The 24034-nt window shown below is 58.2% G+C and carries 21 protein-coding genes; 12 read left to right on the top strand and 9 right to left on the bottom strand.

Going from position 1 to position 24034, the window contains the following annotated elements:
- The first annotated feature begins 22 nt into the window (after nucleotides 1-22).
- Together JQ624_RS22675 and JQ624_RS39535 are read left to right on the top strand one after the other, a co-directional pair.
- Complete coding sequence (locus JQ624_RS22675) at nucleotides 23-1243, top strand: glycosyltransferase family 4 protein (RefSeq protein ID WP_212421123.1); 1221 nt, start codon at nucleotides 23-25, stop codon at nucleotides 1241-1243.
- Between the two features lie 192 nt (nucleotides 1244-1435).
- The gene (locus tag JQ624_RS39535) at nucleotides 1436-2659 is read left to right on the top strand and encodes a glycosyltransferase (RefSeq protein ID WP_212421124.1); all 1224 of its coding nucleotides are present in this window, start codon (nucleotides 1436-1438) and stop codon (nucleotides 2657-2659) included.
- A 1375-nt stretch (nucleotides 2660-4034) separates the two neighbouring features.
- Here the strand turns inward: JQ624_RS39535 and JQ624_RS39345 are convergent.
- The 3 genes from JQ624_RS39345 to JQ624_RS22695 form a co-directional block, all read right to left on the bottom strand.
- On the bottom strand, nucleotides 4035-5429 hold the full coding sequence (locus JQ624_RS39345; RefSeq protein ID WP_212421125.1) for an O-antigen ligase family protein: 1395 nt from the start codon (nucleotides 5427-5429) through the stop codon (nucleotides 4035-4037).
- Between the two features lie 441 nt (nucleotides 5430-5870).
- Entirely contained in the window at nucleotides 5871-6014 is a 144-nt protein-coding gene (locus JQ624_RS22690) for a hypothetical protein (RefSeq protein ID WP_212421126.1), read from the bottom strand.
- Nucleotides 6015-6174: 160 nt separating this feature from the next.
- Nucleotides 6175-6549, bottom strand: coding sequence for an acyltransferase (locus JQ624_RS22695; RefSeq protein ID WP_212421127.1), 375 nt, complete (start codon nucleotides 6547-6549; stop codon nucleotides 6175-6177).
- A 463-nt stretch (nucleotides 6550-7012) separates the two neighbouring features.
- Here JQ624_RS22695 and tnpA point away from each other — a divergent pair, with 463 nt between their 5' ends.
- Genes tnpA through tnpC form a run of 3 tightly spaced genes read left to right on the top strand, consistent with a single transcriptional unit; the run spans nucleotide 7013 to nucleotide 9458 of the window.
- Entirely contained in the window at nucleotides 7013-7414 is a 402-nt protein-coding gene (gene tnpA / locus JQ624_RS22700; protein WP_212421128.1) for an IS66-like element accessory protein TnpA, read from the top strand.
- A complete protein-coding gene (tnpB, locus tag JQ624_RS22705) occupies nucleotides 7411-7758 on the top strand; it encodes an IS66 family insertion sequence element accessory protein TnpB (protein ID WP_212421129.1) in 348 nt (115 codons plus the stop codon). The genes tnpA and tnpB overlap by 4 nt, the downstream gene beginning before the upstream one ends.
- A 47-nt stretch (nucleotides 7759-7805) precedes the next feature.
- Nucleotides 7806-9458 carry an IS66 family transposase gene (gene tnpC, locus JQ624_RS22710; RefSeq protein ID WP_212421130.1) on the top strand — a complete coding sequence of 551 codons (1653 nt, stop codon included), beginning with the start codon at nucleotides 7806-7808 and terminating at the stop codon, nucleotides 9456-9458.
- A 51-nt stretch (nucleotides 9459-9509) separates the two neighbouring features.
- Here tnpC and JQ624_RS39740 read toward each other — a convergent pair whose 3' ends face one another.
- The 3 genes from JQ624_RS39740 to JQ624_RS22725 form a co-directional block, all read right to left on the bottom strand.
- Nucleotides 9510-9869 carry a hypothetical protein gene (locus JQ624_RS39740; RefSeq protein WP_409334361.1) on the bottom strand — a complete coding sequence of 120 codons (360 nt, stop codon included), beginning with the start codon at nucleotides 9867-9869 and terminating at the stop codon, nucleotides 9510-9512.
- 2121 nt (nucleotides 9870-11990) lie between these two features.
- A complete protein-coding gene (locus tag JQ624_RS22720; protein ID WP_212421132.1) occupies nucleotides 11991-12356 on the bottom strand; it encodes a hypothetical protein in 366 nt (121 codons plus the stop codon).
- Nucleotides 12357-12543: 187 nt separating this feature from the next.
- Nucleotides 12544-12807, bottom strand: a complete 264-nt coding sequence (locus JQ624_RS22725; RefSeq protein ID WP_212421133.1) for a hypothetical protein — start codon at nucleotides 12805-12807, stop codon at nucleotides 12544-12546.
- Between the two features lie 287 nt (nucleotides 12808-13094).
- Here JQ624_RS22725 and JQ624_RS22730 point away from each other — a divergent pair, with 287 nt between their 5' ends.
- The 4 genes from JQ624_RS22730 to JQ624_RS22745 all read left to right on the top strand — a co-directional run bounded on the left by JQ624_RS22730 (nucleotide 13095) and on the right by JQ624_RS22745 (nucleotide 15064).
- Entirely contained in the window at nucleotides 13095-13415 is a 321-nt protein-coding gene (locus tag JQ624_RS22730) for a hypothetical protein (protein WP_212421134.1), read from the top strand.
- A gap of 198 nt (nucleotides 13416-13613) precedes the next feature.
- Nucleotides 13614-13898, top strand: coding sequence for a PilZ domain-containing protein (locus JQ624_RS22735; RefSeq protein ID WP_212421135.1), 285 nt, complete (start codon nucleotides 13614-13616; stop codon nucleotides 13896-13898).
- 654 nt (nucleotides 13899-14552) lie between these two features.
- Nucleotides 14553-14750, top strand: a complete 198-nt coding sequence (locus tag JQ624_RS22740; RefSeq protein WP_212421136.1) for a hypothetical protein — start codon at nucleotides 14553-14555, stop codon at nucleotides 14748-14750.
- Nucleotides 14751-14851: 101 nt separating this feature from the next.
- Nucleotides 14852-15064, top strand: a complete 213-nt coding sequence (locus JQ624_RS22745; protein ID WP_212421137.1) for a hypothetical protein — start codon at nucleotides 14852-14854, stop codon at nucleotides 15062-15064.
- A gap of 1016 nt (nucleotides 15065-16080) precedes the next feature.
- On the opposite strand, the gene JQ624_RS22750 is transcribed toward JQ624_RS22745, so the two are convergent.
- Nucleotides 16081-17382: an integrase family protein gene (locus JQ624_RS22750; RefSeq protein ID WP_249129998.1), complete on the bottom strand. Its 1302-nt coding sequence runs from the start codon at nucleotides 17380-17382 to the stop codon at nucleotides 16081-16083.
- Nucleotides 17383-17829: 447 nt separating this feature from the next.
- On the opposite strand from JQ624_RS22750, the gene JQ624_RS22755 reads away from it, so the two are divergent.
- On the top strand, nucleotides 17830-19821 hold the full coding sequence (locus tag JQ624_RS22755) for an autotransporter outer membrane beta-barrel domain-containing protein (RefSeq protein WP_212421138.1): 1992 nt from the start codon (nucleotides 17830-17832) through the stop codon (nucleotides 19819-19821).
- A 34-nt stretch (nucleotides 19822-19855) separates the two neighbouring features.
- Here JQ624_RS22755 and JQ624_RS22760 read toward each other — a convergent pair whose 3' ends face one another.
- Nucleotides 19856-20926, bottom strand: coding sequence for a helix-turn-helix transcriptional regulator (locus JQ624_RS22760; RefSeq protein ID WP_212421139.1), 1071 nt, complete (start codon nucleotides 20924-20926; stop codon nucleotides 19856-19858).
- A gap of 589 nt (nucleotides 20927-21515) precedes the next feature.
- Here JQ624_RS22760 and JQ624_RS22765 point away from each other — a divergent pair.
- Nucleotides 21516-21797, top strand: coding sequence for a type II toxin-antitoxin system RelE/ParE family toxin (locus JQ624_RS22765; protein WP_212421140.1), 282 nt, complete (start codon nucleotides 21516-21518; stop codon nucleotides 21795-21797).
- Nucleotides 21798-21810: 13 nt separating this feature from the next.
- Nucleotides 21811-22116 (top strand): HigA family addiction module antitoxin, encoded by a 306-nt coding sequence (locus tag JQ624_RS22770; protein ID WP_212421141.1) that lies wholly within the window; start codon nucleotides 21811-21813, stop codon nucleotides 22114-22116.
- Nucleotides 22117-22470: 354 nt separating this feature from the next.
- On the opposite strand, the gene JQ624_RS22775 is transcribed toward JQ624_RS22770, so the two are convergent.
- Entirely contained in the window at nucleotides 22471-24024 is a 1554-nt protein-coding gene (locus tag JQ624_RS22775; protein WP_212421142.1) for a winged helix-turn-helix domain-containing protein, read from the bottom strand.
- Nucleotides 24025-24034 lie beyond the last annotated feature (10 nt).

Here is a 24034-nt window from a genome sequence, read left to right on the forward strand (position 1 = left end):
ATGAAAATTTGAAGCTCATCAAATGAAAATTTGTTTCTTGGCCGGATCGTTAGCGATCAGCGGGGGCACGTACGTCATCTTTCAACACGCCGCGCATCTTGCGGCATGCGGACATCACGTTACCATTGCGGCGCAAGAGCCGTTCTCTGTTGATACCATATCGTGGCATGATGCTGCCCGGTCATTGAATTGCATAGGCATTGAGCAGGCGCGCAGGCACGAATTTGACGTGGTTATTGCGACTTGGTGGAAAACCGCCCTAGCACTTCCAAGTTTCAATGCGGCGCGCTACGCCTACTTTGTTCAATCGATTGAATCGAGATTCTACCCAATTGATGAGGGCCCGTTACGTCGCTTGATAGACGCAACGTATCTTTTGCCAATTAACTTCGTGACTGAAGCGCGTTGGATTAAGGACCACCTGGCAAGCGATTTCGGACAGAGCGCATCCCTCGTCCGAAACGGCATTCGCAAAGATATCTATTCGCAAGATGTTGCGCCGATCGAAGAGCGGACGGAAGGCTCTCCTCGAATTTTAGTTGAGGGGCACTTTCGCGTCTCATTCAAAAATACTGCTCTTGCGATTTCTCTGGCACGCAGAGCTGGCGCGAAAGATGTCTGGCTGCTGACCGGGTCGCCAATAGACTGGGTGCCTGGCGTTCGACGCATTTTTTCACAGGTTCCCATCGATGTAGCAGCGCGGGTTTACCGGTCGTGCGACGTGTTGGTGAAGCTGAGTACGGTAGAAGGAATGTTTGGGCCGCCTTTAGAGATGTTCCACTGTGGTGGCACGGCAATTGTTTTAGATGTATCTGGCCATGACGAATATATTCGACACATGGAAAATGCGATTGTTGTGCCCATGCGCGATCGGGCAGGAGCACTCGACGCAATTTCTTCTATAATCCGCGATGGGAGACTGCTTCGTTCACTCAAGGAAGGAGCTAAAGCGACCTCCGCTCGATGGCCTTCATGGGCCAAGTCATCGGCTCAATTCGAGCGCTGGGTTGCGTCCTTGGAGAGTGCTCCTAAAAGTAACCACTTCGAGGTAACTGAGCTCGTCAACACGGCATTCCAAGAATACGATCGAGACGAGAGAAGACGCCTCGCAGCCAACCCTTGGGTTAGTTGGCGTTATGGAGCCTACGCGCGTCTTGCGCGGCTTCCACCTCGAGCGCTCTCGTTGCTAGAGAACTTGAACGCAATCCTCGAAGTCAGCTTGCCGCCTCGCGAAATCCGATAAAGCGAGCGGACGTGTGCGCATCAGAATTGCAGCAGTCAAGCACTTTCCCTGTGTCGATCCAGACACGAGTGGACACCCACAATTGCAACTAAGGGGTTGACGTCGCAGAGCCGACGGGCCTAACTATGCCCATTCAGAGTGGTGCTGAGGTACTCGGAAGGTGGGCAGGTGGGCAGGGGGGGAAGTAACTGCGTGTCAACGCGGTCGCCTCGAATCGTTTTTCTAGCAAATGACACGGGCTTCTTTTTTCGGCATTTTGCTCCGGCAATAGAAGCGGCGCTAGAGATTCGAGCGACGATAGTGGCGTTACTTCCGGAGCCGCCTGACGCGGATGCTCGCGAATGCTTTAGCGGCGTCGAAGTTATAACCACTCCTCTGGTCCAGAGGGGCGACTCTGCTTGGGCCTTAGCGAGCAAGGTTCTTTGGCTTGCTTCAACATTGCGTAGCGTCAACCCAGATATCGTTGTCGGATATTCTTTACGCTCAGTAATCGCGCTCGCCATAGCGTTTCCGGCGCTTCGCGCCAAGCGGCTCGTGTTTGTGGTGACCGGACTTGGTCTCATCGAACTCCTCGAAAATAAAAAAGGGAAGTTCTGTCGATCGATCTTTTACTTCCTGATGAGATGTCTCAACCGATCTTCAAGAGCTTGGTTCATTTTCGAAAACCACTCTGACGCCACCCGAATCGGTATTCCTCCTACGAGGAGAGCTCGACACATCATACTTATGGGAGCTGGGGTTGATCCCGCCGAATTTCAACCAAAACCGGAACCGCTGCTCTCGCCTCTGCGACTTGCGACGGTGAGCCGTCTTGTGTGGTCAAAAGGAGTGGACCTTGCCGTCGAAGCAGTGTCGGCTCTGGTGAAGGCGGGCTATAACGTTTCGCTAGACATCTACGGCGGCCCCGACCCAGCAAATCCGCGCTCAGTTGACGAAGCGACGATAGCTAAGTGGAATTCAATGGCGGGAGTGCATTATCGGGGGCACGTCAAAGACGTGGCGCCGGTTTGGCACGAGCATCATGTCGGACTCTTTCCAAGTCGGGGTGGCGAAGGGCTGCCGCGTGCTTTGCTGGAGGCGGCGGCTTGCGGTCGGCCCACAATTGTTGCGCGTGTGCCTGGATGCGAAGACTTTATCCGAGACGGTATCGAAGGTTTCGTAGTCCGGCCGGACTCGGTCGAAGATCTCAAATTAGCCATCAAGCGATTTCTCCAAGAGGCTGATCTGATCACGAGGTTCGGAAAGGCGGGCCGTCAAAGGTATTTGCAAACGGCGACAAGCGCGATCGTGAAGCGGCAATACGAGTGTCTGTTTAGGCTCGAGGCCAAACAAGGCAGGGCATCTCAAACCCTGGAAGCCAATGTCAGTGCCGACTGCGAAACATTTTCCAGAAGCGAGCTTGCACGACTGCCATGATTTGTTTGCCTTGGATATGGTGCAGTAGCGTCCACGCACCGGTGCCTCCTGGAGGGTAAACCCCACAGCCTTAATCCAGTTGTAGTCTCCGCGCCTCGAGCAGGGGGGCGGGAAATGGATGAGCTGGTATTTTGTGTGGTTAGCGATGACGGCAATGAGGTTACCAGCAAGGAGTTCCTGACATAGACCGATTAGAGCCTTAGAGCCGCGTCGCATGACAATTACATCGTTTCGGGCAAGCCCCTGCAGAACGCCTTCGTCGAGAGACGGTCGGCTCCGGGGACGGGCTATTGAAAGAGACGCTGGTCCACATGGAAGGTTCACGTCCGCGTCGTGCTCGGGTACTGGCGGTTCAGTTATAATGACGCATGCGCATGACCACTTACCTGGATGTCGGAACATCATTGGTTGACCATACGCCGGCTTCATAAACGTTGCATTGCCATATCTTTATCAAACGGGCCAATATGGACACTTTGCTTTGGGGTCTCGCTATCCTTGCCGCCCTGTGCATCATACTGCGGTTGGTTCTCCGGTTCTACTTTCCGCCCGATACCTGACCGTCATGCTTCGGTTTAGACTCGTGCCGCGAATAGCATGGACCGCTTGACACAGTTTCGAATCCGCACAGGTAGGTTGTCCGGCAACATGATCGCGCTAGTTGCATCAACACGAACGGCGCGGCCACAACTACAACACCACCTGCAACGTGCACCCCTATCGGAGCCGTCGGCAATAGAATCGCGGGTACTAATCCACATCTCGGTGGTGAACAAAATCCGAACCGCAGCTGAGCCGGTCGGTGAGCTTTTTTGGACTAGGTTTGGTTTTCAAAGGATCCCGGTTTGTTGCGGTTGTGATCCCCATAGGTACGATCGTGAATCGATCATATCCGTAGTTCTGCCGAGAAGTACAAGCCGAGGTCACACGGATCAGCGCGAGTTCGCCCTCCCTTTTTGTTGTGAACCGCGTCCGCGCGCTGAGACCCGTCGGCCCCAACCGGCGGTCCCAAACGGACAAATGCCCTTGCGAGCCGGCGGGCTCGCAATCGTACAGCACGGCAAGAGCATATTGTTATTTCCGGCACGAAGTCACCATTAGCGCGTTCATGAAATGCACCGATTTGGGCCCGCGTCGTGTGATGCTACATCGGGTCGGGCAAACCCATGTAGAACAACCTCCGTCGAGGCTTTCAACGATTAGCTGCAGGACGATTGTTGAACGGGACGCTGTCCGCATGGAAGGCTGTGGCCCGCATAACCGGCCAGCGTAAGGTATCGTGACCGGAGCGTGGCTCCCGGATATTGTAGTCAGCGCCCGGGGCTGGGATCTTGATGCCACGCATCTTCGAGACCGAAGAACACGGTTGGGCAGTTCATTGAGCATCTGGCGTTTGAAGCTCTCGATGTTCTGTATCGAGTTTCTCGCGCTGCAGCTGGCCACCTGCAATGCCGACTGCTAAAAGGTAGAGCCACCCTTGATAAAAATCAAATAGATGCGAGTTAACCAGAGAACTCACGATATTCTGCACGACAGCGACAAGGCCGATCCACGCAAACGGACTTACGCTCGATACTTCGAGTCCATCTCGGAAGAGCCACAAATGTACTCCCCAGATTGCGTAGAGCAGAATGCATCCGACCGCGCCCCACTGGATTGTTACGGCCAGAGTCTGGTTATGCGGATTGTCGACCACTTTCGCCATGATCCCGGTCTTTCCGGCAGCTTCAGCGGAGAACAATCCCTTGGTCGAACCTGTGCCGTGGCCAAAGATTGGCGCAGAGCGGACAAAGTCAATCGACTTGCGCCAGAACTCAAGCCGCTCTGCACCTCCGGCCGGGTATCCATCGACGGTTATGGCATTGGCTTGAAAGGCATCCGTTTCCTTCAGAAGGCGTGATACCTTCGATTGAAGGTTCGGGGACATCGCCAATAGCCAAGCAGTGAGTATGCATATTCCTGCAAATAGGAACAATGACAGCCATCCTCGTGCATTACGCACTAAAAGCACGCCTAGCATGGCGGGTATGTAAAGCAATGCTGTTCTCGCGATATTGACGAAGGCAAGATTTGCGAAGAAGGCGGCCGAGACGGCAACGAGGGCGATCGCTTTGCCTCGTTGCCGGGTGCGGAGAGGTTCAGCTGCCAATCCTAGGAAGACCACGGCGATGAAGGCAAAGGCCTGACTTTGGTCGATGTAGTTCTTGAGCGGCACGCCGGACTCCTTCGCTCCGATTGCGGCGCCGACCTCTGGCCACAAAAACACCAGATACGAAAACGCAAGAAGCACCAAATTGGAAGCCACAAAAGCGACGAACACTGATGTTGCGTGAGACGTCCGCTGAAAATGCAAAAAAAACGGCAACAGCCAAAGCAGTTTCAGCACTTTTTCAAGCGCGTGCAGCCGGTCGGACCATGGGACCCCGCTGGCCCACGCAGTCCCGACCACAGCCAGTCCAACGAGTGCGATCGGGAGGACACAGGCCGGGCGCTTCAGCTCGTCGATCATCGCGCGCGGCGCATGCGTTATCAACATCATGAGAAGGATGGCCAGCACAAGACCCGTTGTGGCCGTCGTCGACCAGGGAAACGCAACAGCTAAGGTTACGATGAAGAAATCGATTAACCCAATCCGGACAAGTTGTGCGCGAGGCGCCTCCGGGCCATTCCAAACCAGAAAGAGAAGCCTCAGCCATTCGACCAGCCAGATTGCGCTACTGTTCTTCGGGAGAGTTTCTGAGACGTCTCGGTGCTCGGACTTTCTGAGCACCCGTTGATCTATGTTAGGAGCAGATCGGCGAAATGGATCCGTCAAGATAGGTTTTGCCTTCCTGCAATCGTGTCTCAGCAAGTTCTAGGGGCTCGCTCGTTGATCGGTGTCAGAGCATACAGAACCATCGGCGTCTTGCCTTTTTTGTCGAACTTCGTCCTGTGACGGCTATGAAAGTTTCGCCATTCGAAGCTCGCGACATCACACCGCTTCTGTCCGAACAAAGCTCCACCCTGCCCCCGTCGAAGAACTAAGTGAGATACTTGCTCGACGAGTTCCACCATGTTTCGTTTGTGATACTTCTCTTTGTAAATCTTTGCAAATCATTGCTACTTAGGTAGCAAAAGGGGGCGCAAGGGTGCCATCGCGAAGTGGTTGGAAATGAGGATGGCGTAGTTTCCGGGACGATCAATCATCTGGCTTACGGCTCACTCTAGAACTTCATACTTCATACTCATAGGCCACGCCTTCAGGATCATTTTCCTCAAACCACCTTTTCGTGGCGTGCGCACTTGCGAACACCTTGAGGTGATCCTTGTCGCCAACCCGTTTGCTCTTATCGACGTAGATCAACACCGTCTTCATTGATCCCCCTTCAGCCTGCGTTTGCCCCAATTACACGGTTTGCAATCGAGCTGCGGCGGAGAGGCGTTGTCCGCTTGAGCCCCGATTATCGCGAATATGCGATCGGTGTCGACTTCAACTCGGTTGCCGATACCGCTGGGCCAATTCGCCTGCTTTCGGATCACGACTGCGGCCGGCGCGGCGCGAATGGCCAACGTGTGCTTGCAGATATAACCACTACCGTCCGTTTGACAGCGGCGGCGATGACTCGCTTGATAGGTGCGAGCATCCATCGTTCCACGATTAGTTGGAAGGCCCAAGCTCCGGCAATCGAGGCCAGGAGCGTTGCGATGGCCACGATGGTGACGGTCGCAGCAAAGGGCAGCAGGTTTAGCATGGCCAGAAAGAGAGCGCTCGAAAGCGAGCAAATCACCAGCAGGTGAACGAGGTATAGGCTGAAAGATATGTTTCCCAAGAACCGGGAAACGGGGTTACTGAGAAAGCTTTGTGCGACGGGCGTCATCGCGCAGCCGAGAACGATCATGATCGACAGCAAATTTCTGCCTTCGGTCGTTCTGAAAATGCAAAGTCTGTATCGGGTGAGCGCGCCGCGATCGCCAGCGCAGGCGCCCCGATCAGGAGTGAGACGCCAGTGCCGAGAGTCACGCGTGCCCCCGGTCGCAGCGCAATAATTGCGCGATGATCACGCCAGCGAAAAAACCGCACAGGTAGGAATGTCGGAACCACAGCGCTCCGACGGTCGCTGCCAAAAGGTGGGCGCGCCCTGCCAGTGGAATGGCGCCGACAAGATCGCTGCAGACCCGACCATTTCGGGCGGCATCGTCCAAAGAACAGCATTCCATGAGTGTGCCGGCCCGGGATAGTTGGCGTGAACGTCCCCCAGCGAGAAACGCAGCATGTCTTGGATTGTGGGTTCGAAGGTATTCCTCCGTTGAGGGCCGCCTTGTTTGATGGACGCGAGCGCTGCAGGTCCTAGGGGTAATCCTAGGAGAAGCGCTATGACGATTTCGCGGGCAGAGGTGATCACATCGGTCGAGCGGCGGCGTCGGTGGTCGCAGGATGAGAAGGAGCGGCTAGTTGCAGCATCGCTCGAGCCCGGAGCCACTGTTTCCGAGGTGGCTCGCATGGCCGGCCTTCATGTGAGCCAGCTGTTCAGGTGGCGCAAAGAGCTTTGCAAGTACAGTGAGACGAGTATAGCGCCGTTAGTGCCGGTCGAGATTGGGCCGTCTGTGCCGCCGCGGGATGTGGCCGAAGCGCCATTGACGACGGCGCCGGCGCGTCGACGGAGGAGCCAGGGCATCATCGAGATCGATCTTGGTAGCGGACACCGCATCCGGGTCGATGGCGACGTTGATGGAGACGCGCTGCGTCGAGTTCTCGATGCCCTGGTGCGCCGATGATCCCGGTTCCGACCGGCGTGCGAGTGTGGCTCGCGACAGGTTACACGGATATGCGCAGAGGCTTTCCGTCATTGGCACTTCAAGTGCAGGAGGTGCTGCGCAAAGATCCGCTCAGCGGTCATCTGTTCGTCTTTCGCGGTCGCCGCAGCGATCTTGTGAAGGTGATCTGGCACGATGGCCAGGGAGCATGCCTGTTCACCAAAAGACTCGAGAGAGGAAAGTTCATCTGGCCATCGGTTGCCGGTGAATCGGTAACGATCTCTCCAGCGCAGTTGAGCTATCTGTTGTCCGGGATCGATTGGCGCAACCCTCAAGAAACCCGTCGTCCGACGCGGGTCGGATAGCCGTTTTTACGGTTTGAATCTGCTGCTTGATCTGATTCAATGGCGTCATGATATCGAAGCCGGACGATCTTCCATCGGACCTTGCGAGTGCCCTGGCGGCGCTGCAGGCCGAGCGTGAGGCGCGGCTGCGAGCCGAGGCGGTGGCTGCCAGTGCGCGGGCGGAGCTGTCGGACAACGAGGCGCTGATCGCGCATCTCGAGCTGCGGATCGAGAAGCTCAAACGCGAACTGTACGGGCAGCGCTCCGAGCGCACGGCACGGCTGCTCGAGCAGCTGGAGTTGGAGCTCGAAGAACTCGTCACCACGGCGAGCGAGGATGAGCTTGCCGCGCAGGCCGCAGCGGCGAAGACGCAGAACGTCCGCCCCTTCATGCGCAAGCGGCCGGTGCGCAAACCATGGCCGGATGACATCGAACGCGAGCGCGTCGTTATCGAGGCTCCGACGACCTGCGCCTGCTGCGGCGGATCGCGGCTGGCGAAGATCGGTGAGGATGTGACCAAGACGCTGGAGGAGATCCCGCGTCGCTTCAAGGTCATCGAGACGGTGCGGGAAAAGTTCACCTGCCGCGATTGCGAGAAGATCAGCCAGCCGCCGGCACCCTTCCATGCCACGCCGCGCGGCTTCATCGGTCCGCAATTGCTGGCGACGATCCTGTTCGACAAGTTCGGCATGCATATCCCGCTCAACCGCCAGAGCGCGCGCTTCAAGTGTGAGGGGATCGACTTGCCGTTGTCGACGCTGGCCGATCAGGTTGGCCACGGGACCTTCGCCGTGATGCCGCTCTTCCACCTGATCGAGCGTCATGTGCTCGCTGCCGAGCGTCTGCATGGCGACGACACCACCATCCGCATCCTGGCGAAAGGTAAGTGCGTGACCGGGCGGATCTGGACCTATGTGCGCGATGACCGGCCCTTCGCCGGGCCTGCGCCGCCGGCGGCGGTCTATTACGCCTCGAGCGACCGGCGAGGCGAGCATCCCCAGAAGCATCTGGCCGCCTTCGCCGGTATCCTGCAAGCCGATTGCTACAACGGCTTCGAGCCGCTGTTCGACCCGCAGAAGAAGGTGCTGCCGATTACGCCGGCGTTTTGCTTCGCCCATGCGCGGCGGGGCTTCTTCGAGCTGGCCGACATCGAGAAGAATGCTCGGGAAGGTAAGAAGGGCAAACCGGTCTCTCCGATCGCGCTGGAGGCGGTCAGACGCCTCGATGCGTTGTTCGAGATCGAGCGCGCCATCAACGGCCGCGGCGCCGACGAGCGGCGCGCCGTGCGCCAGGAAAAGAGCAAGCCACTTCTCGAGGACATGCACGCCTGGTTGCTGCGTGAGCGCGAAACCCTCTCGCGCTCCTCCGAGGTCCTGAAGCCTATGAATTACATGCTCAGGCGCTGGAACGACTTCGCCCGCTTCCTCGACGATGGCAGGATCTGCTTGACCAACAATTGCGCTGAGCGCGCATTGAGAGGCATCGCATTGGGAAGGCGCAACTGGACCTTCGCTGGCAGCCAGCGTGGTGCCTACCGTGCCGCCATCATGCTGACGATGATCACGACCTGTCGCCTCAATGACGTCGATCCCAAGGCCTGGCTCGCCGACGTCCTCGCCCGTATCGCCGATCTTCCGGCTTCGCGTCTGCACGAACTGCTGCCCTGGGAATGGAAGCTCCTGTGCCAAGCCGACAAGCCCGCCGATCAGCAGGCCGCCTGACCTTCGCGCAACGCCATCATAGAGCTAGCCACGCCCCCGCGCATGCGTCAATCAGGCGGTCTTCGTCGTATGCGTACGTTCGAAGCGATAGAAAAGCGCGAGCCAATGCGAATTGCTCACCACTGCGGCTTCCGCATTTCGGAAGCAGCCGCCAATCCAAAGCAGATACGCGGCGATGCAAGACATGAAGATCGGAATGGTCAGCCGTGGATAGCGCTGCATAAGCAGCACGATCGCCGTCATCCTTCGGTGCTCCGATGTCCTGATCGGATAAGTCAGTGCCACGCCGCTAATGCAACAGAATACATGCACCGCAAGCGTTCCGTCCATCATGACGCCAAGGGGGGTGCTGTTCACGAAGTCGAGGACCCCGGTCAACCCGCGCCCTTGCATCGCTTCGGGATTGAGCATCCAGACTTGAAAAACGTGCGAGGGAATGACGACCAGAGCAGCCCAACCATGCAATCCGTCAAGGGGAGGCGCCCGACTCGATGAAATTCCTCGTTCGCCACTATCTCTCTGTCTCCGTCGCGCTGATCTCTTGGCGAGCCAGTTCGAACCGCAGTAAGCTCTATGAGAACCTTTCTTCGCGTCTTCAACTATGACCGTCAGCTTATCGAGGTACTTCCCTCGAAGAGATCGCGCGCGTCGGTTTGACGAAATTGAACCGGAGCATTTGGCAACGTCAAACCACTTTGCACCTGCTAAGAGGCCGGTACGTAGTAACTTTCGCGCGTCCCATCCGGCAATTGTATCTCCCAACCCGATCCGCCGTTTTTATCTCCCATGAAGAAATTCGTTGCGCCCGGCGGCGGCAATGAATTGGTAAGCTTGAAAATTTCGTTGCTGGATAGGCTGTCGATCCGAAAGAAGCTGTCAACGTTCTGTTTGGCGGTTTTCTCGATTTCCGTGCGCGCAGATCGCTAAAGAATTTTGCCAGTTCGTCAGATCTCAAATCGGCCTCTATAGATGCATCCATTCGTTGAAACCGTCGGCTTGGTTCTTCATATTTTGTAGGGCGAAGGTGACCATACGGGCGAAAACAACGGCATTATACAAGCCGGATCTTGACCGTCTGGGATCATCCATGTCTTTCAGACCTTGACGCGCGATGTTCAGGCGTTCCTCGGCCGCTCTAATAGAATCTGCTGACGATGCTCCCATGTGGCGATTCGCCTCATAGTTTTTCTTGTAGGAAGTGTTCAGCAACCGGAGGCGACCGCAAGGGTCGACGCTTTGTGGTAACTTGAAAACTCATGATCGAGGTGGGACCAAGCGACCAGCGATCCATCCGCACAGCCATCCAAACGCCTGACTCAAAACCAGGCCTGCCACCGCAAATAGCGCAAAGCTGCCCCAGAGCAGCCATTGGGATTCGCCGACGTTCCATGGCAACATAACTCGGATAACATCCGGCAAATTCGATAGAACATCCCAGAGTTGTCGAAATGTTTCCATTTTAGCCCCATCATCCCCCTTAGAAGATTTCGCTGCATCGAGATGCATTCCAAAGGGGCCGACAGAATCCTCGCGCGGGCGAATTTCAATGATCTTGCCTATAAGGTCGGCAAGATATCAGCGCTGCACCAAACCTTCGGGCCACCCATCGACGCGTTGGAGCTTGTCTCCCAAACATAGACACGCCGGCCGTCGTCCGAAAGCCGTTGATCGCGTTAAGCAGCTCCATAGGCCACAAAGAAATCGTCGGCCCGCTTGCCGACCCAAGTTGCCTGCATCGCTTGGCCAGCCTGCTGCGTTGAGCCGCAGCCTGCCAGCGTCGTTGCCAAGGCCAAAAGCCAGCAGGACGCGAGGGCACAGCAATCCCAGCGCCGATCTCGGCGTCGATTTCATGGATAATCTCCCCAGCCGATGGCCATTCAAACGCAACCAGCGGTGGAGAGCAAGCCCTGGAGGATGCCAAAGCCGGCCCGGGATGCCTTGGCAGTCGCTTTGCGCTGGACCGCGGCTAACCCGGTGCCTAGCGGCGAGAGCCAGGAGGATCAGAGAAAATCCTGAAGCCGCGCGAGTTCAGCAACAATCTCTTCAGATAGAACAGCACTCACCAGGGGGGCTGTGGTGAAGTATGGATCCCATATAGGTGTCGTGTGGGATCCGGCTTGGCCATGAACTCGCGGATGCACTCATCCAGCGTGCCATCGACCAACAGATAGGGGCTCACGGCATCGGTACGACGCTGATTATTAAGTGAAGGCCATTTACGAAACTAGCCGGAGCATCGAAATTTATGTGGCTCGCGGAAAGATCGATATCGCTCATTTCCCTTTCGCCTTTAGCCCCTGTTCGACAAGCCGGCGGATCTATACTTTGGGAAACAATCTGTCCGTCGATTTGTCCAGCCGTCTGTCTCCACCTACCGAGTTGAGGTGACCTACGAGTTCGCCCGTTGGCTTGTAAATCTTTTGGCCACGAAGGTCGTACAGCCTTTTTTGGCGGCTAGGTCATAAATTCCATTCGCCCGGATGTCAGCGACGTACTGTCCTTCGCTGTTGAATATTTTTCCGTCCATAAGGATCATTTCTTCCCTGGACGGTCAACTCGCACTTCCCGAAACTCTTCCGGTCCCTTGATCAGGCGACGCTTCCGGCTTGCCTTTTCGTCACTGTCAGCTGTGCCGACCGTCAAGCTATCAATCGCCTTTGCTGCGAGATCCGCGAGGGCAGCGCGCTGCCGCTCCGAAGGCGCCGATTTCGTCTTCACGGTAAGGCCGAGTTCGACGAGCCGGCGGAACGCTTCCGAACGATTGGTGTCATTCGCCGCCGCCCATGCCTCTACTTCGGCAATCAATGGGGTCGGCATCCGCGCGGCGATATGCGGGTCTTTCCCGGTTGCGGGACGACCGCGCCGTTTTTTAGGTGCAACCTTTATTGACTTTTTCATAATTTAGGTTGTACCCTAAAAACGAGCCGAGTGGAAGCTGACACTTCCGCCTCGGCTCTAACCCGAGCCACGAAGGAATGGAATCCAAATGACCCAGGCTGCCGCGTTGCATAGCACGCCACCCACAAACACATCTGGGGACACCGCTGGCGCGCTGTACCGCCGAACCGACATTTCCTCAGAGGAGCTATTCCACGCCCTCGGCCGCCCCCGCCAAGAGGCCATGGACGAGATCGAGCGGCTGCTGACATTCCTCGACTCCACCGAGCCGGATCCTGATCTCGAACCATCGCTCGGCAGCGGTTTGAGCGGTGGCGACGATCGTGAGGCCGAGGACGAGAACGACGAGCCTTCGCTCGGCGCTGACGGGCGCGACAATCAACTGTTTTCGTGGATGGGAGACATAACCGACCGCGAGGCCGACCCCGCCGAATCCGGCATCGCTGACCATGATGGGCTGCTGGAGCAGATCGGGACGCAGGACTGGCAGCAAGGAGGGATGGCGTTGATAAATTCATATCCCCCCCCAAAGCATCCACCCCGACGGCCGCGCCGGCGCCTCACCAGCCGCCGCGCAAGGGAAAAAGGCGAGGCCCGTATAAACATCAGCGCGAAAGGGAGTATCAGGGCCGCTTACCGGTCATCGATCCGGCCGGAGAAACGGACGGGATTTTCCGATTCATCGCTGAGCACCGAGCGGCGGCAGCCCATTACGACCGTTGCGTCACCGTTGAAAACGTGGCGGAAGGCAAGGTTTCCCACGGCGAATTTTTCTATCTTCAGCGCAATACGCGCGCCGCCTTTGAACAGATGATGCTTTTTTGCACGCTGCGTGATCCTCCAACGCCCGACCACGCGCCGCCGCCTGATCCATCAAGCGCGATATCTCGCCGGGCAGTTCAGCGAACATGTTGGCTGGGACGAGGGGCGTGCGAAACCATCTATCGGCCGGAAAAAATCAATGATCGTCCGTGGTTCGCGGCATTCCTGCACAGCCTCGCGGCAGGCCTGCGGAAGATGGCCGGCGAACTCGATCCCAAACCAGGAAAGGATTCGTAGCCATGACCAACGGTGTCGACTTTGGGCCGTCATGAAGCGCCGGCGGGTAGGGGAATTCCTTAACTGCCGACCGTTATGTTCGAGGCAATCGCGGAAGTCCCCAAGGTCCTGCGAGATTGTTGCGTAAGGGAAAACCCGCCGGGTCTGCGGCGGGCTTTCCATTCAATTTTCATTTTTTCAGTTTGACGATTGATTTGGATGGAGCAGCGCAAGGCACATCGTGTCGTATTTGAGCGGGGCTATGCCGCTAACATGATGGCCATTGACGGTACTTGGCGACGCCCCTGCACTATGGAGGATGTATCGGACACCGGCGCTAAACTAACTATCGACGGCTCGATCGAAGGTCTTAACCTAAAGGAATTTTTCCTGCTGCTTTCGACTATGGGAAAAGCATACCGGCGCTGCCAACTGGCCTGGGTGAATGGCGATCAGGTTGGCGTCTTTTTCCTCAAACCGGGCGACAAGAAGAAAAAGCCCTAAGAGCCCGAACGGCATTTCGCGCACCGGGGCGGTGTCTAATCAGGATACCCTCTCCTCGAGGCTAGGAACGCTGGCGGGCCTTCGTGTTTGGACCGAGCCGCGGACCTCGGCCGCCACCTCTGCTTGCCTGACGAGCTCGCGTAGTAAATTCAAGTCCTCGAGTTCCGTCAGAAGATTCGAGGATAGGGTAGCGTAAGCTTCAATGCATTTCTGGAAATCAATGCGGGGCTGAAGAGAAGGCATTTCGAAAACCTCTTACTAACTAATATCAATGCTTGACTGTGAAGAGGGGGGACGTCTGTTTCAACAGGATTCGTTTGTATTGCCGTGACCCTGGATTCTTACGGGGGTCGGAGGCGAACGGAGCCGTCGTCCCGCACCCATTATTGATCAGGCCGCCTCGGAGATCGGAGCGGGGATTACCTGAGTGATAGTGTGGAAGCGTTTCTCAACGTCGGCGACCGTGGCGATCAGGTCGTCGCGCCGGGACGTCAGCTAGCGGTGCTAGCATCTTGCTCCACAGTCTGTACCTCTTGATCTACAACGATAAATACAGCGGGGCCGCAGAGTGACCACACCGGGAGATTCAGCGGCGGCTTTTTCGTAGGAGGGGCTCAATGAACTATCAGGCCTTTCACGAACGAAAGCCTCACCATGATGTACGAGGCCGTCCGTGGTGCTTTGGCTGCCGATGACGCGGCCGAACGCCAGGGCGGCGAACCCAAGTTCAAGGTCCGCGATACGCCAGAGTGGAAGAAGCACGCAGCAGACTTGGAATCCGAAATGCTTAGACGGGGCATGCTGTTCGAGGTCATCGATTGGGCTGAGGGACAAGGATCCCTGCCGCTTTAGAGTCGCGGGGCTTCGTCCCGCGCTCCTTTCTAGGGGATTGACGGCCGAAATCCGAAATGGTGCACTGCGACCATTGCAGTGTGTTTATTTTGGAGTTTGCGATGAATGACGTGGTTGAACTCATTTTGAATACCTTCCAGTCAATGCGCCCCCTTGATACCGAGCGAGCTGCCGATTCAAGGCAAAAAATTTGCCGATACATTGAAACCTTGGCGTCTGCTGGCCAGCGCGATACCGAGCAGCTCACGATATACGGCTTGGCCTATTTGACAGAACTGCACGAGGGGCAAGATCCTCAGTTCACTGGGTGCTAGTCGCGGTCCAATCTTTAGCCGCGGACTTCACGCGCGGGGCTCGGCTCCACGCTCATCCTTGACGGCTGCGAGCGCAAGCCTAAGGCTCCGTCATACTGTAGGGCCGTATATTTGAGGTGATTTATGAACGTGGAATTTGTTCGTGAGCTGTTGGCGCGAGCCGCCGCAGCGTCCTGGGCAGACGCCAATCGCAACGAGACCGAGGCGCGCCAGCAGGGGCACCTGCACGAGATCGTGGCCTGGCGGACCCGACTACAGAAAATCGACAGGCGGATCGCCCGGTATGGATTGGACCGATACGCGAGACCGTAAGGTCGCCAGTTTGCTGTCCCTTCCGATCGGAGTCGCTATCCACACTCATACACGATCGAGGGCCGTTGCCGGGCGCCCGGGCTTGATGCACACTCCGAAGGTGGACCCGGGGCGCAAACCCGAGCCCACCTCGCAGGGAGCCATCTCAGTGAGCCTGGAGGGCCGGCGGTAACGACGCCGGCCTTCTGTTTTTTCACCGAGCGTGCGAAGCCTGACACGCGACTCGTCGGGAATGGAGTAAAACTCCTCCGCTATGCACCGCTCTTCAATGATGTGGACAAGTCGCCGCGGGCTGGGGGGATCAGGTTGATCCGTTACTAGCGAGCGCAGACCGGCCCATGCGCTGGCGCCGAGCGACCGGCACATGACAGCCTGCAGCGGGGCAAGCGTCTATTGGCTGTCCCAAGAATGAGGCACCCACCACAATTCCGGCTCCATCTTGACCTCGACGCGGTAATAGGTGTGACCATCCACAGTGGCCCGGCCAACGGCATGCACCGAAGAGCCCTCCGCGATGTAGAGGCACGTTCTTCCATCCATATTTGCCATTAGGAACATGCGACCCCCGATCAGGTCGTTTAGTTCCGCGATGTTACCCCTAGTCACCGCGCAAACCGTAGCTTCGGAGCGTGGGGTCGGAGGACGAATTTCGCGATGAAGAACACTTCGCGGGCAAGGTTCAACGACAAGCCACAGCTTGCACTCTACGCAGCCATCGACATCGTCTCAGATCTGACCCCTGGTTCGGCCTGATCGGCAGTCTCCTCGACCTTCGCGCTTCCGAGCCACCGCACTAACGGAGGATCTCGCTTTACTTCGAGGCTATGGACAACCAACTCTGAAATTCTTTGCTGCTGTTGACGTAGGTGATCCCTTAGCAATCGATCGCGCGTGATGTACCCTGCGTTCACGCCGGGGAGCGAATGGTTCATCAAGAGATGAATGTCGAGTTCCGAAACACCTGCCGCTTGTGCGAGCGTGCGATAGCTCTGCCGCAGATCGTTGCCCCATTTGGAAAGGACATCTCGCTCTTCCTTGTGCTCCACGAGATGTCCTGGTTCGCTGTCGGCTGGAAACAACCACGATTTCCCTTGCTCGGAAAACATAATCCGCCCCCACCTGACTGCGCGGATGATACAGCGGAACATCGGCCGCGATAGTGGGATGTCGAATGCCTTCTCCTCTCCACCCTTGGGCTTCGGGATATGGATGAGCCTTCCTCGTAGATCGATGTGCTCTATGCGGACCTTTTTAAGCGCTGTTGGTCGTGATCCACTGAGAAGTGTCAAAAGGTGAAATTCTCGCCTTAGCGGGTTGTCCAGTGCGTAAAGCTCCTTAAGCCAACCGCTGATGTCGTTTGGTCCCATCCCCGTGTTGCGTCGATGCTCCTTGTTCCAGTCGATTGCGGAGACCGGGTTCGCAGCAGGCAGATCGGTATTGCTTCTTCGGGCGTGGTTGTAGACGGCCCGCAGACTGCGCATAGCCCCATTTGCAATGTAGGGGCCGTTTTCCTGCGTAATCTTGTCGTGGCGTTCAACAACAAGAATCGGCTGTCGGCCAAGCCGAGCAAGCGGATTGTCGAGCCAGTCCTTGAATAGCCGCTCCATGTGATCTCGATAGTTTTCAATCGTCCCTGAGTTTCGACCCTTACGTTTCATGTGCGCATCCCGATAGCGCTCCCAGGCCTGCCGAAGCGTTATTGAGCCTGGCTTGATCGTCGGAGCTTCACCAGGACGTTGGCCTTTGGCTATCGACCCGAGTGCGTCCTTGGCTTTGCCTCGCGCTTGGCGCGTGGTCATCTCACCAAAATCGCCGAGCTTTACCTGGGCAGTGAATTCACGAACGCCATCACGCCAGAACTCACCTTGCGCCATGAAAGTCTTCCGGCGCTTGCCGACGAGCACGAAAAATCCCGGCAGCTCACTATCGCGCACCTTGTATTGCTTCTCCCCCGCGCACAGACGCGCAATGCTCCTGTCGGTGAGAATCTTGCGCTGATCAGCCATGGGTGCCTTCACCATTTTTAGTCTGGGTTTAGTCTGGGGAAGTACCTCGATGAGAATCATCGAGGTCGCGTTACGCCAGGCTACGCCCCGGCGCGAAAATTCATGATCGATCAGTAGCTTATTGGGAGGGCGAGAGTATGGCGACGTGTTGGCGAGTGCGGTCGAAAAGCTCCGAATTCATACTACGAATCTGGGGGTCAGGAGTTCGAATCTCTTCGGGCGCGCCATTCGCGATTTTCTACCACATTGTCCCATGCAGCCCTGAAGCGCGCCCGCGTTCCGCCGGCGGGGTGCATACCTCAACCCAATTGCGCACCGCGATGAGGGGATTTGGTTGCCTGGAATAGGGGCGCCGCGTTCTTTTTACCCAATTGGGTCATGCCCGATCAGAGCCGAAAGATTATGACCGGCAGGAATTGGGGACAAAGCATACTCTTGGGGTTCGAAATGATGTTGCGCGGCCTGGGGATCTTGAGCCTGGGATTGGTCGTCGCCGGTTCGGCGTCGGCACAAACCTTCAATCAGCTCGTTGGATTTGGCGATAGTTCGCTCGACAGCGGATACTTTCGATACACCAGCACCGGCTGGAACAATGAAGCCCGGTTTGTAACCGCGCGCGCCAACGGCGCCTCGATCACGGGGTCCGCCGGCCTGATGAATACCGATTTCCTGGCGGCATCGTTCGGATTGACCCTCGCGCCGAGCAGCGCGCCGGGCGGAGGAACCAATTTTGCGGTCGCCGGGGCCGAGAACAATTCGCCCAACATCGGAGGAGGCCCCAGCCCATCCACGGTGCAGCAGATCAACAATTACCTTGCTTCGACGGGCGGGCAGGCCAATCCGGACGCGCTCTATATCATCCGCTCCGGCGGCAATGACCGCGCCGCCTTCGTGGCCGCTTATCAGGCGGCCAATGGCGGCGCCTCGCCGCCACCCGGTCTGTTCAACGTGGCCGTGCAGCCCAGCCTGGCCGCGCTGGAGGCATCTATCAGACAACTGAGCGCAGCCGGCGCGCGCTATATGATCTTGCCGACCTACTTCACCACCAATTCCGATTTCATAGCCTACCAGCAGCAGCTTTGGGGCGACCTGTCTGCCGCGGGTGTCAAATTCATTCCCGCGGATTCCAGCTCACTTAGACAATACGTCGCCGCGAACCCGGCGGCGTTCGGCTTCACATCGGTTTTGCCACCAGCAAGCGGCGGCGTTTCCGCGTGCAACCCCCAAATCGGCTTCCCCGGCGCCCAGGGCTACGGACTCATTTGCGTTCCCTCGACTACGCCCGCCGGTGCCGGCGCAAACGGGACGGCGTATCTCAGTTCGCAAAATTCCCTGCAGACCAGTCTGTTCTCGGACGATCAGCATGTTTCGCCGGCCGGACAGAAGATCGAGGCCGACTATTTCTATAGCCTGATCGTTGCGCCGAGCCAGATTTCGTTCCTCGCGGAAGCGCCGGTAAAGACGCGACTGGGGGTCGTTAACGCGATCACAAACCAGATCCCGCTTTCCTTCAGCACGCCGGGCGCGTTCCACGGCTGGGTCAGCGGCGACGTCTCCTGGTTGAAGGTCAGGAATAGCTATCCAGGTTTTCCGGACGATCCAGGGACGCCGGTTGCGGCGACCGCCGGCTTCGATTACGCGATCACGCGTGACTGGCTGGTCGGCGCGGCTTTCTCCGGCGGCACCACCAAGCAGAGCTTCAGCCTTGGCGGCGACTATAGGCAGACCGAATACGCGGTCAGCCTCTACAGCGCCTACCGCAAAGATGCTTTCTGGCTGCATGGAATCGCGACCTGGGGAACGTTGAACGACGACATCAACCGCATGGTCCCGCTCGGCATCACGATGCAATCCAATCGCGGGAGTACCGATGGCACCAACATCTCGGTTGCGGCAGAGACGGGTTATAATTTCCGGACCGCTGTTGGATCCCTTCCTGCTGCAGCCGGTGGGGCGCTCAAGGCACCGGCGGCCATGCCGATCTATCTTACGCACGGGCCCATCTTTGGAATCATCGCCCAGCAGGTGCACCTCAATCCATTTGCGGAAACCAATGCGAGCGGCGCGCCGACCAACCTGGCATTCGCAAGCCAGCTTCGCAATTCGGCAGTCAGCGAGCTCGGCTATCAGGCGAGCCTCAACCTCGGTATCTGGGAGCCCTACGCCAGGGCTGTGTGGAATCACGAACTCGCCGGCAGCGGCCGGCTCGTCACGGCCTCGCTTCTCAGCATCACAGCCCCGAGCTATTCACTGCCGGCGGTGTTGCTCGGAAAGGATTGGGGCTCGGGGACAGTCGGCACGCGCATCAAGTTCGCGCCCAACGCCACCGCATTCGCGGCATTCTATTCTCAATTCGCCCAGAACAATGTGACCACCTACGGCGGGCAGATCGGTGTGAACGTTGCTTTCGATTCCCCTGCAGTTCGTGCCAAGCACTGAGATTGGCACGCGTGCCGGCGCGAGTCCGCTTTGGTCATGCCAACTGCGATACCAGGCTGATCAATTCCGCCTGGCGATGCGTACCCGTCTTGGAGAACGCTGATTTCAACTGATTGCGTGCCGTCTCTCGCGCAATCCGCAGAGTTTGTGCCGCTTCCTCCAAAGACCTGCCACCCGCCAACAGCGATACCAGCCGGGATTCAGCCGAGGTGAGACCGAACGCCTGCGAAATCAACCCGGGCTCGGGCGCAGGGCGCGGAGCCAGGTTGGACAAGACAAGCATCGCCCGCGCTCCGAGAAAGACGCTGCGGGCCGCACCACCGACGGGCAACACGCGGACGACGACCGGAGGCTTTGCCGTGCGGCGGATCACGATCGGCGCGGCAGGCAGTGCGGCGATATCAGGCGTCGATCGGATCATGTCGATGAGCTGATCAAGCTCGGTCGCCGCCTTCTTGTCACGCACGACCAGTTGTCGATCTCTAATCCGAATCTCCTCGTCAAATCCGGCATCGGCCGCCGCGTTCGCGCTCAGCACCATGCCCTGCCGGTTGATAACCAGTGCAGGCTGGCGGACGCGGCTCAGCACGTCGGTCATGGAGGTGAGGGCGATCCGGCCTATTGCGGTCGAAAGGGTGGCGGTCTCCGTCAATCGCGGCGCAAGCCGTGCAAGCAAGCGTTTGTCCTGCGCCTCGAACGGACCCTCGCGCCCGGTCCGCTGGATGGCCAGCGCCCAGGCGGCGGACCCGGCCCAGAAGCCGACACCGGCGAACCATCGCAACCCGAACGGATAAAGGACCTCGTTATACATGGGGTTTGAGCGAATCTGCTCCGGCGTCAGGATATCGTGGTCGGTGACGATCTCGCCGGACATCATGCGCGGAAATCCAGCGGCTCGCGGATCAGTCAGGTGCCAACCTTCCTTGAAGTAGAGGCGAGTACCCTCATCCATCGATTGCGTCCGCGGCACATCCGGCGTCCGAACGTCGCTCTGGAGAAGGACGGCCGCCGATGCGCCGACCGCCCTGCAGATGTCGTCCATGATGGCGGGCCAAGCGGCGGGATCCACCGCAGCTTCCCCAAATCGATCGATGACTTTCGACAACTGATCGCTATCAATTCCATTTGTCCCCAAGAGCGGGCCCCTTTCCGCTTATTCCCGTGGCATCCGTTTCCTCCAACGGCTGCACAGACATTTCCGACGTCGCAGGCTCCACCAGGCACAAGAGCCTGCGTGCCGGCCGGCTGGTACCCTGCTCCAAAAGGTGGGCCGGCAACTTGGAAATCTCTCGCGACAGCACGGCGAATTGCAAGCATGTTAAGAGAACCTTGTGGGAAAATCTGGAAGGGCCAGTCCGCAACGGCATTTTTGCACTTTACAAACGCCGGCCCGTCAGCGGTCGCGCGAAGCCTTGGCCGGAATTATAACGAGATTTCAATCCTATATGAGTTCGCAGTTTTATTCCGAAAGGCGCGCCACTTCACGATTTTGTACGATATTGTCGCCGGTTGGCACGCAGGCGCAGCAACGAGCCGCCAATAACCACACAAACTCCCATCGGTTAGACCGCTCAGGGACGCTACCCTGAGCCAGCGGATCGGCTGCAAGCAAGGGAACGGCGGAGATCAGACTGTATCAGTGGCTGATACGCGCCTGCTTGACGCATGTATCATAAAATGATACATGCAGCCTTGTGATCAGGAGCTTTCGGGACAAAATCACTGAAGCCGTGTTCAACGGCGAAAGCCCGAAGGGCTTTCCGGCCGATTTGGTCAAGGTGGCGCGCCGGAAATTGCGCTACCTCAACGCCGCGGGCGATCTTGGCGATTTGAGATCGCCGCCCGGCAACCGCCTTGAGGCGCTCGCGGGGAATCGTCAGGGACAGCACTCGATCCGCATTAACGACCAATTCCGGGTGTGCTTCGTTTGGACGGCGGAAGGTCCGGCGGAGGTCGAAGTCGTGGACTACCACTAGAAGGGAAGCCGCAATGACCAAGAAGCTCAAACCCATGCACCCCGGTGAGGTTCTGCGGGAGGAATTTCTCGTTCCACTCAAGATGTCGGCGGGCGCTCTTGCCAAGGTCTGCGGCTTGCCTCGGACTAGGATCGAGCGGATTGCCGGCGAGCAGACCGGTATTACGGCCGATACTGCGCTGCGGCTCGGCAAGGCGCTCGGCACGACGGCGCAGCTTTGGCTCAATCTGCAGACTGACTATGATGTTCAAGTCGCAAAGCGCGATCTCGGCAAGATTCTCGACCGGATCGAGACCGTAAACAAGCCGAAGGCAGCCTAGCCCGCGTACTAAGATTTCGTGGGGCGTCGAACGCTTGCGGATCAGCGCGGGTGGCAGGCCGCAGAATCATAGCACCACGGCGAACGAATAGTGCCCATCTTCATCGGCCGTGGCGCGCCAGTTTATGATTTTGCACGACGCCGTTGCCGGTCGGCACGCAGGTGCCGTATCAAGCCGCCGATAGCCACACGGGGAACTTGCTGTCGGGTCAGGCCGCCTTCCTTCGACTTGGCCGGATCAACACCTCTGCGGAAATTCCAAGCCGTTTACGCAGGCGGCGGATCATTGCAATCGAAAGCCCGCGTTTTCGGTTCAGCACCTCGGCAATGCGCGACGCGAGGCGGACGGTGCCCGTTAGCTTTCCGGTACGCCGGCCCTGCGCAGACCGGTTAGCAGGCGTTCGAGACATCGTTCGTCGAAGACCACGTAGTCACGCCGCGCCTGAGCAATGGAAAATCGAGGGTGGTGCTTCTCCAGTTCGACGCGCGCCTGCTCGGCGTTCGCGCGATCGCCGAGATGACCTAGCGACGACGTAATGAGCATCCGTGGCACCCAAGTATCAAAAGTCTGGATAGCCTGACGGGCGATCTCGATGGCTTTGGCGTACTCACCGAGGTAGAAATGCCCGACTGCAAGAACGTTGAGATATTGCCGTGCGTTTGGCGCGAAGGGGCTCAGACGGATTGCCTGTTCGGCCTCCGCGAGGCCCTCAAGACATCGGCCGGACTGAATCAGCAGCCGACCCAGGATCGCATGGGCATGGGCAAAGCTTGGACTAAGGGCGATCGCCCGTTTCACCGCGTCGATCGCGGAATCCGGCTGACGCATGAAGGTCAGCGCCCAGGCGAGCGCAAGATGCGACAGGGGATCGCGATCATCGAGGGCTGCGGCGCGGCGTGCTCGGTCGAAAATGTCCCTTGAATCGTGAACAGCAAAACAAAAGAAGAGGTCCTCTGCCTGGCTCCAGGCGATCGCCGCATGGGCTGGTGCGAAGTTGGGGTCGAGGCTTAACGATCTTTCGAGCAACTGGCGGGCTTCGACGTTGCCCTCCCGGGTGCGCTTCGCGATCAGCGCCATTCCACGATGAAAGAGCTCCCAGGCACCAAGATTCTCCGGTGGCGTTGCCTTGGTCCGCTCATACTCGGCGCGGCCGAGCTCGGGCTCGATCTGCCCGGCGATCCCCAAGGCGATCTCATCCTGGACAGCGAATATATCGTCCAGCTTGCGGTCGAAGCGCTCCGTCCAGATATGGTTCCCACTTAGGCCGTCGAGGAGTTGAGCCGAAACTCTGACGCGCCCTTCGGCGTTGCGCACGCTGCCTTCCACCACATAGCGCACACCGAGCGTCGCGGCGATCTCACGCAAATCCGGCGGCGCTTGCTTGTATCGCTGTGTCGCGTTGCGCGCGATCACGAAGAACTGACGGATGCGGCTGAGCGCCGCCGTGAGGTCCTCGGTGATTCCGTCGGCGAAGAAATCCTGGTCGGGATCGTTCGACATGTTAACGAAAGGCAGGACCGCAATCGAGGGCCGGTCTGGCGGCGCGAGGCTGACAATCGGCGTCTCCGGCGCCAGGTCCGATGACGCAACGCTGTCCAATTGCCCCCGTACCTCGCCGACGAACCGCACACCCTTGCGCGCGACCGTCCGGATCAGGCGTTGCTGATCGCCGTCGTCGCCGATTGCGCGGCGTGCCGCATTGATGCGGCTGATGAGGGTCGATTCGGACACGATCCGTCCATTCCAGACCGCGATGAGGAGGTCATCCTTGCTAACGACGCGACCGCGGTTCTCAATCAGATAGACCAACAGATCGAAGACCTGAGGCTGCAGCGGCACCGGAGCCTGTCCACGGCGGAGCTCCCGACGCTCCGTGTCCAGGACGCACTGATCGAAGTAAAGGCGCATGCTGCCGCTC

Source organism: Bradyrhizobium sp. AUGA SZCCT0283 (assembly GCF_018130385.1).
In the GTDB taxonomy this organism is placed as follows: domain Bacteria; phylum Pseudomonadota; class Alphaproteobacteria; order Rhizobiales; family Xanthobacteraceae; genus Bradyrhizobium.

What these genes read in the sequence shown, in the direction of transcription:
- JQ624_RS22675 (WP_212421123.1), top strand. Translation starts at nt 23, where the DNA reads ATGAAAATTTGTTTCTTGGCCGGATCGTTAGCGATCAGCGGGGGCACG.
- JQ624_RS22690 (WP_212421126.1), bottom strand. Translation starts at nt 6,014, where the DNA reads ATGAAGACGGTGTTGATCTACGTCGATAAGAGCAAACGGGTTGGCGAC.
- tnpA (WP_212421128.1), top strand. Translation starts at nt 7,013, where the DNA reads ATGACGATTTCGCGGGCAGAGGTGATCACATCGGTCGAGCGGCGGCGT.
- tnpB (WP_212421129.1), top strand. Translation starts at nt 7,411, where the DNA reads ATGATCCCGGTTCCGACCGGCGTGCGAGTGTGGCTCGCGACAGGTTAC.
- tnpC (WP_212421130.1), top strand. Translation starts at nt 7,806, where the DNA reads ATGATATCGAAGCCGGACGATCTTCCATCGGACCTTGCGAGTGCCCTG.
- JQ624_RS39740 (WP_409334361.1), bottom strand. Translation starts at nt 9,869, where the DNA reads ATGCTCAATCCCGAAGCGATGCAAGGGCGCGGGTTGACCGGGGTCCTC.
- JQ624_RS22720 (WP_212421132.1), bottom strand. Translation starts at nt 12,356, where the DNA reads ATGAAAAAGTCAATAAAGGTTGCACCTAAAAAACGGCGCGGTCGTCCC.
- JQ624_RS22725 (WP_212421133.1), bottom strand. Translation starts at nt 12,807, where the DNA reads ATGGTCAGCGATGCCGGATTCGGCGGGGTCGGCCTCGCGGTCGGTTAT.
- JQ624_RS22735 (WP_212421135.1), top strand. Translation starts at nt 13,614, where the DNA reads ATGGAGCAGCGCAAGGCACATCGTGTCGTATTTGAGCGGGGCTATGCC.
- JQ624_RS22740 (WP_212421136.1), top strand. Translation starts at nt 14,553, where the DNA reads ATGATGTACGAGGCCGTCCGTGGTGCTTTGGCTGCCGATGACGCGGCC.
- JQ624_RS22745 (WP_212421137.1), top strand. Translation starts at nt 14,852, where the DNA reads ATGAATGACGTGGTTGAACTCATTTTGAATACCTTCCAGTCAATGCGC.
- JQ624_RS22750 (WP_249129998.1), bottom strand. Translation starts at nt 17,382, where the DNA reads ATGGCTGATCAGCGCAAGATTCTCACCGACAGGAGCATTGCGCGTCTG.
- JQ624_RS22755 (WP_212421138.1), top strand. Translation starts at nt 17,830, where the DNA reads ATGATGTTGCGCGGCCTGGGGATCTTGAGCCTGGGATTGGTCGTCGCC.
- JQ624_RS22770 (WP_212421141.1), top strand. Translation starts at nt 21,811, where the DNA reads ATGACCAAGAAGCTCAAACCCATGCACCCCGGTGAGGTTCTGCGGGAG.
- JQ624_RS22775 (WP_212421142.1), bottom strand. Translation starts at nt 24,024, where the DNA reads ATGCGCCTTTACTTCGATCAGTGCGTCCTGGACACGGAGCGTCGGGAG.